At 70.8% G+C, this 11,882-nt stretch carries 12 protein-coding genes and 1 pseudogene; 7 read left to right on the top strand and 6 right to left on the bottom strand.

From position 1 onward, the window contains the following. A partial coding sequence (locus tag EIO58_RS06175; RefSeq protein ID WP_127818776.1) for a Re/Si-specific NAD(P)(+) transhydrogenase subunit alpha occupies nucleotides 1–969 on the top strand: 969 nt, incomplete at its 5' end. After that, on the top strand, nucleotides 966–2,402 hold the full coding sequence (gene pntB / locus EIO58_RS06180; protein WP_127818777.1) for a Re/Si-specific NAD(P)(+) transhydrogenase subunit beta: 1,437 nt from the start codon (nucleotides 966–968) through the stop codon (nucleotides 2,400–2,402). The genes EIO58_RS06175 and pntB, both read left to right, overlap by 4 nt. 17 nt (nucleotides 2,403–2,419) lie before the next feature. On the opposite strand, the gene EIO58_RS06185 is transcribed toward pntB, so the two are convergent. The 3 genes from EIO58_RS06185 to EIO58_RS06195 form a co-directional block, all read right to left on the bottom strand. After that, nucleotides 2,420–2,776 carry a histone-like nucleoid-structuring protein Lsr2 gene (locus EIO58_RS06185; RefSeq protein WP_127818778.1) on the bottom strand — a complete coding sequence of 119 codons (357 nt, stop codon included), beginning with the start codon at nucleotides 2,774–2,776 and terminating at the stop codon, nucleotides 2,420–2,422. A gap of 92 nt (nucleotides 2,777–2,868) precedes the next feature. After that, nucleotides 2,869–3,741 carry a helix-turn-helix transcriptional regulator gene (locus EIO58_RS06190; RefSeq protein ID WP_240658607.1) on the bottom strand — a complete coding sequence of 291 codons (873 nt, stop codon included), beginning with the start codon at nucleotides 3,739–3,741 and terminating at the stop codon, nucleotides 2,869–2,871. 144 nt (nucleotides 3,742–3,885) lie between these two features. Next, entirely contained in the window at nucleotides 3,886–4,428 is a 543-nt protein-coding gene (locus tag EIO58_RS06195) for a methylated-DNA--[protein]-cysteine S-methyltransferase (RefSeq protein WP_127818779.1), read from the bottom strand. 195 nt (nucleotides 4,429–4,623) lie between these two features. Here EIO58_RS06195 and EIO58_RS06200 point away from each other — a divergent pair, with 195 nt between their 5' ends. Further along, complete coding sequence (locus tag EIO58_RS06200; protein WP_127818780.1) at nucleotides 4,624–8,361, top strand: ATP-binding protein; 3,738 nt, start codon at nucleotides 4,624–4,626, stop codon at nucleotides 8,359–8,361. Then, a complete protein-coding gene (locus EIO58_RS06205; RefSeq protein WP_127818781.1) occupies nucleotides 8,348–8,542 on the top strand; it encodes a hypothetical protein in 195 nt (64 codons plus the stop codon). The genes EIO58_RS06200 and EIO58_RS06205 overlap by 14 nt, the downstream gene beginning before the upstream one ends. Nucleotides 8,543–8,549: 7 nt before the next feature. Here EIO58_RS06205 and mscL read toward each other — a convergent pair whose 3' ends face one another. The 3 genes from mscL to EIO58_RS06220 are packed head-to-tail and all read right to left on the bottom strand — an operon-like array spanning nucleotide 8,550 to nucleotide 9,891. Continuing rightward, complete coding sequence (gene mscL / locus EIO58_RS06210) at nucleotides 8,550–8,960, bottom strand: large conductance mechanosensitive channel protein MscL (RefSeq protein ID WP_127818782.1); 411 nt, start codon at nucleotides 8,958–8,960, stop codon at nucleotides 8,550–8,552. A 34-nt stretch (nucleotides 8,961–8,994) separates the two neighbouring features. Further along, nucleotides 8,995–9,279: an FmdB family zinc ribbon protein gene (locus EIO58_RS06215; RefSeq protein ID WP_127818783.1), complete on the bottom strand. Its 285-nt coding sequence runs from the start codon at nucleotides 9,277–9,279 to the stop codon at nucleotides 8,995–8,997. Between the two features lie 15 nt (nucleotides 9,280–9,294). Continuing rightward, nucleotides 9,295–9,891, bottom strand: coding sequence for a 5-formyltetrahydrofolate cyclo-ligase (locus EIO58_RS06220; protein ID WP_127818784.1), 597 nt, complete (start codon nucleotides 9,889–9,891; stop codon nucleotides 9,295–9,297). 79 nt (nucleotides 9,892–9,970) lie between these two features. On the opposite strand from EIO58_RS06220, the gene galU reads away from it, so the two are divergent. From galU to EIO58_RS06235, 3 genes and pseudogenes are all read left to right on the top strand, one after another. Beyond that, entirely contained in the window at nucleotides 9,971–10,858 is an 888-nt protein-coding gene (galU, locus tag EIO58_RS06225; RefSeq protein ID WP_127818785.1) for a UTP--glucose-1-phosphate uridylyltransferase GalU, read from the top strand. A 23-nt stretch (nucleotides 10,859–10,881) separates the two neighbouring features. Next, nucleotides 10,882–11,511 carry a GNAT family N-acetyltransferase gene (locus EIO58_RS06230; protein ID WP_127818786.1) on the top strand — a complete coding sequence of 210 codons (630 nt, stop codon included), beginning with the start codon at nucleotides 10,882–10,884 and terminating at the stop codon, nucleotides 11,509–11,511. Nucleotides 11,512–11,567: 56 nt separating this feature from the next. Beyond that, nucleotides 11,568–11,882 (top strand): annotated as a pseudogene (locus EIO58_RS06235) (large exoprotein); the annotation flags it as partial.

Raw genomic sequence — 11,882 nt, forward strand, 5'->3', positions numbered from 1 at the left:
CGACCGGAGGTGGCGGATCAGGTGGCATCGATCGGCGGCGTGTACCTCGAGGTCATCGTGCCCGACGAGGCGAAGGAGGTATCGGCCGACGGGTACGCGAAGGCGACGAGCGAGGCGTACGACCGGCGCGCGGCCGAGATCTACTCGGAGCAGGCTGCCGACGTCGACATCATCATCACGACGGCGCTCATCCCGGGCCGGCCGGCCCCGCGGCTCATCACGGCGGCGGATGTCGCGAGCATGAAGCCCGGAAGCGTCATCGTCGACATGGCCGCGGCGCAGGGCGGCAACGTCGAGGGGTCGGTCGCGGGGGAGAGGGTCGTGACCGAGGGCGGCGTCGTGATCCTCGGCTACACGGATCTGCCCGGGCGTCTGCCGCAGCAGGCGTCGCAGCTGTTCGCGACGAACCTCGTGAACCTCGTGAAGCTTCTCACCCCGGCCAAGGACGGCACGCTCGCCCTCGACTTCGACGACGTCGTACAGCGCACGGTGACGGTGGTCCGCGAGGGAGAGGCGATGTGGCCGCCGCCCCCGGTGCAGGTGTCGGCACCGCCAGCGGCACCGAAGGCCGCCCTGCCGGGGGCGGGGGCCGGCGTCCCGGCGAAGAACCCGATGTCGCCGAGGGCGCGCATGTGGCTCGTCGTGGCCGGCATCGCGGCGCTGTTCGCGATCTGCGCCTTCGCGCCGCCCCCGCTGCCCCAGCACTTCCTGGTGCTGACGCTCGCGATCGTCGTGGGCTTCTATGTCATCGGCCACGTCGCCCACGCCTTGCACACTCCGCTCATGAGCGTGACGAACGCGATCTCGGGCATCATCGTCGTCGGTGCGATGGTGCAGATCACGGCGCCCGACCTGACGGTTCAGATCCTGGCTGCGATCGCGGTGCTCGTAGCGAGCATCAACATCTTCGGCGGGTTCGCCGTCACGCGGCGCATGCTCGCGATGTTCCAGAAGGGTGAGGCCCGATGACCGCCGTCGCGGGTGCGGTCGCGGGGGCCGCCTACATCGTCGCCGCGCTCTTGTTCATCCTCAGCCTCGCGGGGCTCAGCAGGCACGAGACCAGTCGCCGCGGCGTGACCTTCGGCATCGTCGGCATGGCGATCGCACTCGTCGCGACGATCTGGCTGACCGCGGCCGCCGCCTGGGCCGAGCCGTCGGCGACGACCGGTCTCGTGCTCCTCGTCATCGCGGTCGTCGTGGGCGGCGCGGTCGGGCTGTGGCGGGCGCGCATCGTCGAGATGACGGGGATGCCGGAGCTCATCGCCCTTCTCCACTCGTTCGTGGGGCTGGCCGCCGTGCTGGTCGGCTGGAACGGCTCGCTCTACGACACGGGGCTCACCGGGGCGCTCGCCGACATCCACCACGCCGAGGTGTTCATCGGCGTCTTCATCGGCGGCGTGACCTTCACGGGCTCGATCGTGGCGTTCCTGAAGCTCTCGGCGCGGATGTCGTCGAAGCCGCTGATGCTGCCGGGAAAGAACGTGCTCAACGTCGGAGCGCTGGTCGCGTTCCTCGTGCTCACCGTCTGGTACGTCATCACGCCCGAGCTGTGGCTGCTCGTGCTCGTCACACTGCTCGCCCTGGCGCTCGGGTGGCACCTCGTCGCGTCGATCGGCGGCGGCGACATGCCGGTGGTCGTGTCGATGCTCAACAGCTACTCGGGCTGGGCCGCCGCGGCGGCGGGCTTCCTGCTGAACAACGATCTGCTCATCGTCACCGGCGCGCTGGTGGGATCGTCGGGCGCGTATCTGAGCTACATCATGTGCAAGGCGATGAACAGATCGTTTCTCTCGGTGATCGCCGGCGGCTTCGGCATCGAGGCGCCGCGCAGCGACGACGCAGAGCTCGGCGAGCACCGCGAGATCGACGCCGAGAGCGCCGCCGACCTTCTCGCGAATGCGAGCTCGGTCGTCATCACGCCGGGCTACGGCATGGCGGTGGCGCAGGCCCAGCACGGCGTCGCCGACCTCGTGGCGAAGCTGCGCGAGCGCGGCGCCGACGTGAGGTTCGGCATCCATCCCGTCGCGGGCCGGCTGCCCGGACATATGAACGTCCTGCTGGCCGAAGCCAAGGTGCCCTACGACATCGTCCTCGAGATGGACGAGATCAACGACGACCTCTCACAGGTCGACGTCGTGCTCGTCATCGGCGCGAACGACACCGTCAACCCTGCGGCCGCAGAAGACCCCGGCAGCCCGATCGCAGGAATGCCCGTCATCCGGGTGTGGGAGGCGCAGAACGTCATCGTGTTCAAGCGCTCGATGGCGTCCGGATATGCCGGCGTGCAGAATCCGCTGTTCTCTCGCGAGAACACGCAGATGCTGTTCGGCGACGCGAAAGAGAAAGTCGACGATATTCTGATGCATCTCGCCGCCGGCGCGAAAACCGCGGGCCGCGCGTAAAGGCGACGGGCCGTGCGTCAGTGCGCCGCTTCGTACGCCTCGAGAACGGATGCCGGAACCCGGCCCCGTTCCGACACCTTGTAGCCGTTCTGCTTGGCCCATTCGCGCACGCTGCTGTAGTCCTGCTGGCCGGTGCGGCGCCGCCTGCGCGCGCCCCCGCTGGACGATCCCGCGCTCGCCCGCGAAGACGAGACGGAACGTGCCGCCTTCGTGTATCGCTCGAGCGCACCGCGCAGCGCGGCCGCGTTCTCGGCGGTGAGGTCGATCTCGTAGGCGACGCCGTCGATCGAGAAAAGGACGGTTTCGCCCTCTCCGACTTCCAAAAGGGTTCCGTCGATGTCGTCGACGAGCTGATGCACGATTCTGCGAGCCATGAAAGCACGATACGCGCAATTGTCGCGCGCGACTATTGGGTCGTGCGACTGACGCGGATTATGCACGCAATTCGCGCGGCGGCAAATGCGGATTACGGCAGCAGTCCTGCGCGGCGCGCCGTGGCGACAGCGGCGTGCCGGGTCGAGGCATCCAGCTTCGCCATCGCCGACTGGAGGTAGGACTTGACCGTGCCCTCGCGCAGGCCGAGGGCCGCGGCGATCTCGGCGTTGGTCGCCCCGAGCGCGGCGCACGCCAGCACATCGGTCTCGCGCGGCGACAGCTTCACGTCGAGGTCGAGCGCCGGCTCGCCGGCGTCGTGCGAGAGCGCGGCGAGGCGCTGCTCGAGGCGATGAAGCCGTGCCCGCAGCAGCGGATCGTCGACGACCGAGGCGATGCTGCGCAGCTCGGCGTACGTCTGCCGAAGCTCTTCGCGGGCGGATGCCGGCATCCGCCCGCCGTTCTCGGGTCTCGGGGCGCGCGCGATCCGGCGCTGCACCTCCTCACGGATCTGCAGCTCGCGCGACAGCGCGTCGGCCACCGCGAACGCTGAGCGGGACACGACGTCGCCCACCGGCACGCCCGCCCACGAACCGCAGTAGATGACCCCTCGCGCCCGGTCGCCGACCATCACCGGGACGGCGAAGAGCGTCGCGATCCCCTCGCCCAGCACGGCGCGGTCGTAGTCGTGCGTGATGCTGCGGGCCGAGCGGTAGTCCAGGGCCAGCCTCGGGCGCTTCTCGACGAGCGCGCGGCCGCCGAGGCCTCGCGAGGCCTCCACGACGAGCCCGTCGAGGCTGCGGGTGCGGGCGCCGTGAATCGACGTGACATGGATGGCGTCGCCTCGCGCGAGACCGCCGAAGGCGACGGGGAACCGCGTCCGACGCACGAGATCGGCCACGGCGCGGTCCAGGGCATGGACATCGGGATCCGCGATCGCGTCCGACCCAGACAGTGGCGCGCCCACGACTACCTACCTCCGGGGTGACGGCATCCTCGCCCGCTTTCGTAGCGTCGACCCTACCACCGGGCCGCGGAGCGGCTGCGGGCTCGTCCACGAGTGCGCGGCCCGGTGGAGCGTTCCGCCCGGGCCGCGCGGCGCGAGGACGGCCTACACGCCCTGCGCCTGCTCGAGGTCGATCAGGTACCGCTTCACGTGGGGATGCCCGCCGTACTCGCCGAGCGAGCCGTCGGATCGCACCACACGGTGCACGGGCACGACGATCGAGAAGGGCGTCGTCGCACACGCGGTACCGACGGCACGCGCGGCACGTGGACTGCCGGCCGCGATCGCGACCTCGCCGTAGCCGGCCGTCTCTCCGTACGGGATGTCGCGCACGGCCTCGAGCGCCGCGCGCGTGAAGCCGCGGACGAGCCGCCAGTCCAGCCGCAGGTCGAACTCGCGGCGCTCGCCGTCGAAGTACTCGTCGAGCTGCGCGGCAGCGGCGTCGGCTGCGGCGGCCCCGTCGGGGTCGGCGGCGGGATCGTCGGGGAGGGGGAGAGCTCGCAGCTGCAGCGCCGCGCGTTCGAGCTCCGGGTGGAGGGGGCCGTCGAAAGGGTGGAGCGACACGATGCCGTCGGCCGTCGTGACGATCAGGATGTCGCCGATCGGCGAGGGGTGGACTCGGTAGCGGGGCGGATCCTGCGAGGTCATGGCACCATCCTGGCCCGGAGGTGGAGCCCGTGGATCGCGGGGGTCCACGACTGTGGGAAGCCGCCGCGCCGAGACGGCTGGGGAGGAGCCGGCGATCGGCGACGCCGTCAATACCGCGAAACTCAGGTCCATTGCAAGTGGCCTGGGCGTGTCGCGCTTAGGGTGGCTCGTGTGTGGCGAGGAGAACGGAGCGCCGTGGTCGGCGCAGAGGACGCCGTGCCCGGGTACGACGTGACCCCCGGCGACCTCGGGCTCGCCGAACCGGACGTCACGGTCGTCCATATCGCGGAGCAGGAACGCGACCGGCTTCGTATGCAGTCGGCCGCCTTGGGCGGCCGCTCGACGCTGCTGCACTTCACCGACGCGGCCGATTCGGCGATCGAGATCACCAAGGCCCACCCGGGGAGCCTTCCCCAGTTCATCACCGGGCGCTCGACGCTGCTGTCGAACCTCTTCCGCGACGAGGTCGCGCTGCGCAACGCGCGCCTGGCCGCCGAGCGCATCACCGCGAAGGGCCTCGAACTGCGCACGACCCGCGGGCTCGACACGGTGCGGCTCGCCGTCGGCCTCGCGCACTGGCGCATCGGCGGCCTGGCGTGCTCCGCCCCGGTGCTGCTGCGCCCGCTCGCCATCCGGCGGCACCACGGCGATTTCGAGCTGAAGCTCCACGGCACGTTCTCGGTCAACCCCGAGCTCGTGCGCGCGATGCGCACGCACTTCGGCATCGCGATCGACGCCGGGGGTCTCGCGGCCCTCGCCTACGACGGCGGGGTGTTCAAGCCGCAGCCGGTCATCGATCATCTGCGCGCACTGACGGCGTCGATCGACAGGTATGCGGTCAAGCCGCGTCTGCTCGTGTCGAGCTTCGCCGACGTCGGCGGCGGCATGGCCGCCGACGCGGCCGACCTCGACCATCCGGTGCTCAACGCGCTCGCCGGGCATCCTGCCGACCGCGAGGCCATCACGGTCCGGCGAGAGATCCCCGAGCTCACGAGCCCGGACGCGCGTCCTCCCGCCGCCGACATGCTCCTGCTCGACGCCGACTCCGAGCAGGAGCGCGTGCTCGCGCGCATTGCCGCCGGCCAGTCGCTCGTGGTCCACACGCTTCCGGGCACCGGCGGAACGCAGACCGTGATCAACGCGATCGGCGCGCTCGTGCGCGAAGGCAAGCGCGTGCTCGTCGTCAGCGCACGCCGTTCCACGCTCGACGGCGTGCGCCACCGCCTGGCCGGCGTCGGACTGCCGGGCCTCGCGGTCTCTCCCGACCGGCTGCAGCGTGACCTCATCCGCGCCATCGGCCGCAACGAGAAGGCCGAGGCGCCGAAGGTCGCCGACATCGACGACGCTCTCGTGCGCCTGCGCGGAGTGCTGCGGGACTACCGCACCGCCGTGACGTCACGGCATCCGTCGCTCGGAGTGTCGGTGCTCGAGATCCTTCGCGCGCTCGCAGCGCTGGCCGAGCGCACACCCGCGCCGTCCACCCAGGCCCGTTTCGACGCTCACGCGCTCGAGGCGCTCGCGACGACCAGGGCGGAGGCGGCCGCCAAGCTCGCGACGGCTGCGCGTCTGGGCGAATTCCGCTTCGGCCCCGACGACTCTCCGTGGTACGGCGTCACGTTCGCGACGGTGGATCAGGCGCGCGCGGCGCACGCGCTCGCGGGCAAGCTTCACCGCAGCGATGTGCCCGGCCTCCTCGAACGCGGGTACGAGCTCATCGGCCAGACCCGCATGCGGCCGTTCCAGACGATCACCGAGCTCGGCACGTACCTGCGGCTGCTGCAGGGCATCCGCGACTCGCTCGACCGCTTCAGCCTCACGGTGTTCGAGCGCCCGCTGGGCGAGCTCATCCAGGCGCATGCCCCGCGCCGCGACGCTCCCGACATGAGTGGACCGAACCGCCGCCGCCTGCGGCGCCTGTCGCGTGAGTACCTCCGGCCCGGCGTCCACGTGCCCGACATGTACGAGGCGCTCGTGCGCATCCAGCAGCAGCGCACCGAGTGGCAGCGCTATGTCGATGCCGGCGTGACGCCGGAGCTGCCGCTCGGACTCGCCGACGTCCAGGTGTCGTGGCAGCGCGTGGAGGCCGAGCTCGCCGAACTCGATGCCGTGCTCGGCCGCACCGACGCCGATCGGCTCTCGACGCTTCCCGTGAAGCATCTCGTGCGCACGCTCGCGGGACTCGCAGCCGACTCCGACGTGTTCGACAACCTCAAGGAGCGTGCGACGCTGCGCAGCGAACTCGCCGCCCTCGGCCTCGAGCCGCTCCTGCTCGAGCTGTCGGTGCGGCACGTTCCCGAAGACCAGGTCGCCGCCGAGCTCGAGTACGCGTGGTGGCAGTCGGCTCTCGAGCTGCTCCTTCGCACCGACCGCGCCGTCCTGGGCGCGAACACGGCGGTGGTCGACCGGCTGGAGCGCGACTTCCGGCTCGTCGACGAGGCCCATGCCGCGGCATCCGGACCGCTCCTCGCGGCCCATCTCGCGACGCAGTGGCGGATCGGGATCGTCGACCACGCGCCGGAGGCAGCGGCGCTCCGGGCCGCCCTGAAGCGCGGCGCGACCACGCCCGCCGAGCTCTTCACGCTCGCCCCGTCGCTGTCGCGCACGCTCGCGCCGGTGTGGCTGGCGTCGCCGTACGAGGTCCCGCGGATCCCCGATCGTGCGGTGTTCGACGTGGTGGTGATGGCGGATGCCGGGGCTCTGTGCCTCGCCGAGTCCGCACCCGCCCTGCGCCGCGCCCGGCAGATCGTCGCGTTCGGCGATCCGGTCACCCAGAAGCCGACGCCGTTCCGCGTCGCGGCGGGGAGCGGCACCGGCTCCGCCGTCCCGGGGAGCACGGCCGAGGTCGAGCTCGAGGACGAGGACGAGGTGCCGTTCGACTCGACGAGCGTGTTCGAGCGCCTCGCCGAGCTGCTGCCTGTCGAGACGCTGACGCGCAGCTACCGCGCCGGTGGCGAGGACCTGGCGGCCCTCGTCAACGACGCGTTCTACGGCGGAGAGCTGGTGTCGCTGCCGTGGGCAGGCTCGTACCTCGGGCGCGGCAGCCTCGCGGTGGATTACGTCGAGGGCGGCCACGGCACGCCAGACCCGGTGACGGGCGCCGTGGAGAGCCCCGACGCCGAGGTCGCGCGCGTGGTGACGCTCGTGGTCGAGCACGCGGTGAACCGCGGCACCGAGTCCCTCATGGTCGTCACGGCGAGCGCACGCCACGCCGAGCGCATCCGCGCGGCCGTCGAGTCCGCGTTCGCGGGCCGCTCCGACGTGGCGGACTTCGTCTCGCGCGAGACCGCCGAGCCGTTCGCTGTGCTCACGCTCGAGGAGTCCGTCGCCGAGAGCCGCGACCGCGTGATCTTCTCGCTCGGCTTCGGCCTGACCAAGCACGGCCGCGTGCTGAGCGACTTCGGCGATCTGTCGACGCCGGACGGCGAGCGCCTGCTCACCGTCGGCATGACGCGCGCGCGCCGCTCGATGGTGATCGTGTCGTCGATCCGCCCGTCCGCGTTCGACGACGGGCGCCTCGAGTACGGCGCTGCCACGCTCATGTCGATCCTCGGCGGCCTCGCTGCCCGCGCGCGCGAGGCGCGGCTCGAAGACCTCGCCGATCCCCTCACGCTCGCACTGGCGCGCGAGCTGCGCCGGGTGGGCCTCTCGGTCGACGTGCACTACCGCGGGCTGCTGCCCCTGGTCGCGCAGTACGACGGCAAGGCGGTCGTGGTCGAGAGCGACCCCGAGACGATCGGGGAGTCGCTGCGCGAGTCGCTGCGTCTGCGTCCGCAGATCCTGCGCCGACTCGGCTGGCACTACGTGCGCGTGCACTCCTTCGACCTGTACCGCGACCCTGCCGACGTCGCCAGGCGCATCGCCGACATGCTCGGCGTTCCGCCCGACGCGCCGCGCGTCGACCGCGAGACGCAGCCGATCGATGTCGGAGAGTGACCGGCAGCGCATCGAGCGGGTGCCCGGTTCGCGCCGCGCGAAGCTGACGCCCGCTCCTGGCACGACCACGGAGCCCTCTCGTGCAGACGAAGAGATCCCGGATGCCTCGGCCGAGGCATCCGGGATCTCATCGGGGCCGAACGACGAGCGCCTGAAGCGCGACGTCCCGCCGCACTACTGACTCGAGATCAGACCTTCTGCTTCTCCAACAGGTCGCGGATCTGTACCAGGAGCTCCTGCTCGGTCGGCAGCTGCGGCTCTTCGTCGGCGGGCGAGACACCGGCCTTCGCGGCGGCGCGCTCCTTGATGCGGTTCATCGGATAGACGAACACGAAGTACACGACGACCGCCACTGCCAGGAACGCGATGACCGCGTTGATGAGGTCGCTGATGGGGAAGGTGACCTCACCCCAGAGACCCTGCACCGCGATGCCGATCTCGCCGTTCTCGTCGGGCTTCCAGACGAGCGCGATGAGCGGGTCGATGATGCTCGACACGATCGCGTTGACCACCGCGGTGAACGCGGCGCCGATGACGACCGCGACCGCGAGGTCGATGACATTGCCTCGGAGGATGAACTCCTTGAATCCCTTGATCACGGGAGGCCCCTTCTCTGACTCCGGCGCGTGCCGGTCACGTTCCCGACGGTGCGGGTGAGGTCTTCGCCTCGGTCTTCGATGATGTCGAAGTGGACGACGAGTCGCCAGCGGCCTTGCCGCTGGATCCCGGATCCGACGGGGCCGTGCGGGAGTCGGTGCGGTAGAAGCCGGAGCCGTTGAAGGTCACGCCGATCGAACCGTACTCCTTGCGCAGGGGCCCGCCGCACTCGGGGCATTCGGTGAGGGCGGGCTCGGCGAAGGACTGTACGGCGTCGAAGCGGTGGCCGCAGTGCTTGCAGGCGTAGGCGTAGGTGGGCATGTCTCTCTCGGTGGTTCAGCGCCGCGCGGGCGCGAGGGTGATCGTGCGGGTGGGGGTGACGACCCCGGTCACGCGCTGGTCGTGGATGTCGCTGGGCACCTCGTCGACGAGCTCGGAGTCGTAGACGACCGCGTAGACGGGCGGGCGACGCTCCATCGATCCGAGCGTCTTGTCGAAGAAGCCGCGCCCCCAGCCGAGCCGCATCCCGGTGCCGTCGACGGCGGCCGCCGGGATCACGAGCAGGTCGACGTCGTTCACCGCGATCGGTCCGAGCAGCTCGCCGGCCGGCTCAGGGAGGCCGTACATGCCCTCGGCGATGTCGCCCTCGGCCGTCGCGACCGCCCAGTCGAGCAGTCCGTCGGTGCGCGTGACGGGAAGGAGCACGCGGATGCCTCGGGCCACCGCATCCGTCACGAACGATCGGGTGCCGGGTTCTGTCGTCGTCGACAGGAAGCACGAGATCGATCGGGCGCCGTGTTCGGCCACGAGCGCGTCGAGCTGCGCGTGGATGCCGGACGCAGCCGCTTCGCGTGCCTGCTCCGACAGCAGCTGACGGCGCTCCCGGAGTTCGGCGCGAAGCGCTCGCTTCTGGTCGGCGATCGCGTCGGACATGCCGTCGATTCTACGGCGCATGATACCGAGCCCCGCCCGCGGACACTGCGGACGCGGGGCGGCCCCGTACAATCGGGGGATGCCCCACACCTCGATCAAGGCCGTCATTCCGGCCGCGGGACTCGGCACCCGCTTCCTCCCCGCGACGAAGGCGATGCCCAAAGAGATGCTCCCGGTCGTCGACAAGCCGGCCATCCAGTACGTCGTGGAGGAGGCCGCGCAGGCCGGAATCGACGACATCCTCGTGATCATCGGGCGCAACAAGAACGCGATCTCGAACCACTTCGACTCGGTCCCCGAGCTCGAAGAGAAGCTGAAGGACAAGGGCGACGACGATCGCCTGCGGCGTGTCGTCGCCTCGAGCGACCTCGCCGACATCCACTTCGTGCGCCAGGGCGAGCCCAAGGGACTCGGACACGCGGTGCTGCGTGCCCGCGCCCACGTGGGCGATTCGTCCTTCGCGGTCATGCTCGGCGACGACCTCATCGACGAGCGTGACGAGCTGCTGACCACGATGATCGCCGAGCACGAGCGCACGGGCGCCGCGGTCGTCGCGCTCATGGAGGTCGACCCCGACCACATCCACATGTACGGCGTCGCGTCGGTGGAGGAGGCGTCGCACGATGGCGTCGTGACCGTCACCGGACTCGTCGAGAAGCCGAAGAAGGAAGACGCGCCGTCGAACCTCGCCATCATCGGGCGCTACGTGCTCTCGCCGAACGTGTTCGACATCCTCGAGCGCACCGAGCCGGGCAAGGGCGGCGAGATCCAGCTCACCGACGCGCTGCAGGAGCTCGCGTCCGACCCCGACGGACCGGGCGTGCGGGGCGTGGTCTTCCGTGGCCGTCGCTACGACACCGGCGATAGGGTGGACTACATCAAGGCCATCGTGCAGCTCGCGACAGATCGCGATGATCTCGGTCCCGAGCTGCGTCCCTGGTTCAAGGAGTTCGCGGCGAATCTCTGACGCCGCCCGTTCGAGGGGGTCATGTGGATCTGACGGCTCCCCGCCGGCACGGGCCGGTGTCGATCCGGCTGGTGAAGCAGCGTGACGCGCGCGTGCTGCAGAACGAGCTGCTCTCGAACCGCGGATGGCTGCGGCCGTGGGAGGCGACGAGCCCCGATGGCCCGGTCTCGTTCGACATGCGGGCCGGTGTGAAGCGCCTGCTGCAGCAGTACCGTGACGGCGCCGGGGTGCCCTTCGTCATGGAGTACGACGGCGAGATCGCCGGCCAGCTCAACGTGTGGGGGATCGCGCGCGGATCCCTCGCCTCGGCGACCATCGGCTACTGGGTGAGCGAGCGGTTCGCAGGCCGCGGCATCACGCCGACGTCCGTGGCGCTGGCGACCGACGCGTGCTTCTCGGAGCTGCGCCTGCACCGCATGGAGATCTGCATCCGGCCAGAGAACCGCGCGAGCCTGCGGGTCGTCGAGAAGCTCGGGTTCCGCTACGAGGGGCTGCGGCGGCGGTTCATCCACATCGACGGCGACTGGCGCGACCACTACGCGTTCGCGCTGGTGCGGGAAGACGTGCCCGATGGCGTGCTGCAGCGCTGGATCTCGGGCCACGCCCCGCAGGGCGCGGCGACCGTGCCGCCTTCCGACCGCCTGCACGCGTAGCGCAACACGCGAACGGATGCCGGGGCTGAAGGCATCCGTCGCATACCGTGGTCTGCATGGGTGGGCAGGTGCTGGGCGGGGGCGTCATCGTCCTCGTCGCTGTGCTCCTGTGGCTGGTGTACCTGCTGCCGTCGTGGCACAGCCGACGCCAGTTCGACGCGGCCGAGCGCAACGCGGTGCGTCTGAACCAGGCCCTGCGCGTGCTCGCCGAGACGAGCGAAACACCCGACGAGGTGCGGCTGGAGCTCAGCGCGCGCACCGCGGCCGCCCAGCAGCGGCTCGCCAAGCGCGCGCTCGCCGAGCGTGAGCAGGCCGCTCTCGAACACGCCCGCGCGGACGCCGAACGGGCGCGCACCGAGCGGATGACCGCT

This window comes from Microbacterium sp. CPCC 204701 (assembly GCF_004010105.1).
Classification (GTDB): Bacteria; Actinomycetota; Actinomycetes; order Actinomycetales; family Microbacteriaceae; genus Microbacterium.